Origin of the sequence: Paractinoplanes toevensis, assembly GCF_018332695.1 — a bacterium.
Lineage (GTDB): Bacteria > Actinomycetota > Actinomycetes > Mycobacteriales > Micromonosporaceae > Actinoplanes > Actinoplanes toevensis.
The window spans coordinates 1-811 of sequence record NZ_BOQN01000249.1 but is presented as its reverse complement, the minus strand read 5'-3'; the positions used below and the strand labels follow the sequence as shown (position 1 = coordinate 811).

At 67.7% G+C, this 811-nt stretch carries 1 protein-coding gene; it reads right to left on the bottom strand.

Annotated features, from left to right (window positions below; genetic code table 11):
- Positions 1-63: 63 nt before the first annotated feature.
- Positions 64-408 carry a PCC domain-containing protein gene (locus Ato02nite_RS50985; protein WP_281419915.1) on the bottom strand — a complete coding sequence of 115 codons (345 nt, stop codon included), beginning with the start codon at positions 406-408 and terminating at the stop codon, positions 64-66.
- Positions 409-811: the final 403 nt, after the last annotated feature.

Here is an 811-nt window from a genome sequence, read left to right as displayed (position 1 = left end):
ACGACGGCCCGACCGGCTGGGGCACACCCACCGGCCTGACCGGCCTGACCCCCGGCTGACCGATCACGGCGCCGGACCGACCTCGGTCACATAGGCGTTCACGAAGAAGGCCCCGACAACGGCGCGGTGCAGATGCCCGCCGACCGTCAAGTCCTCGCCGTAGAGGGTGGCGTGGAGATGAAGCCTGCCCTCCACCACCTCACCCGTGCCGGACAGCTCGAGCGGCTGGTGGTAGTCGCGGACCAGGTCATCAAGCTCATCGGACTTACGCATGACGCTCACGGCGGCACTCTGCACCGCACCGATCAGGGTCACGCTCCCGCGCCGAATGCCCGCCCCGGCCACCGCCGCCTGCAGCGTCGCCAAGACCTCCTGGTCCTTACCCACAGTAAAGGAATGCGTGGTCAAGCTTCGCCTCCGATCGTGCGCGGCTGTCTCGTCGTAGCGACCAGCACCATTCGAACATTGGGCCGCCGTTTGCAGAATATTGTGTCTCCGCGTCGGCGGCCCGTGAATTATCGTGGTGGCTATTCTGGTTGAATCCGCATGCGTCAAGATAAACCGATCCGGACGATTCTTTGCGAAACGGTGCGCATTTCGAACATGCGGCGATCTGGCGGCGGCCGCGCCTGGCCGGTGGCGTCCCGGACGGCGCCGGCGGTGCCGGGAAACCGGACCGGGCGTGTTGGTGACGATTGCCGGTCGCGGGCAACTGCGGGCGGGCGCCGGAGCTGAATCGTTCGGCGGCTTCGGTGTTCCGCCAGCTCCCGCCGCCCGGAGTCGGTCCGGACGGTGGTGTCGGCCTGGGCGG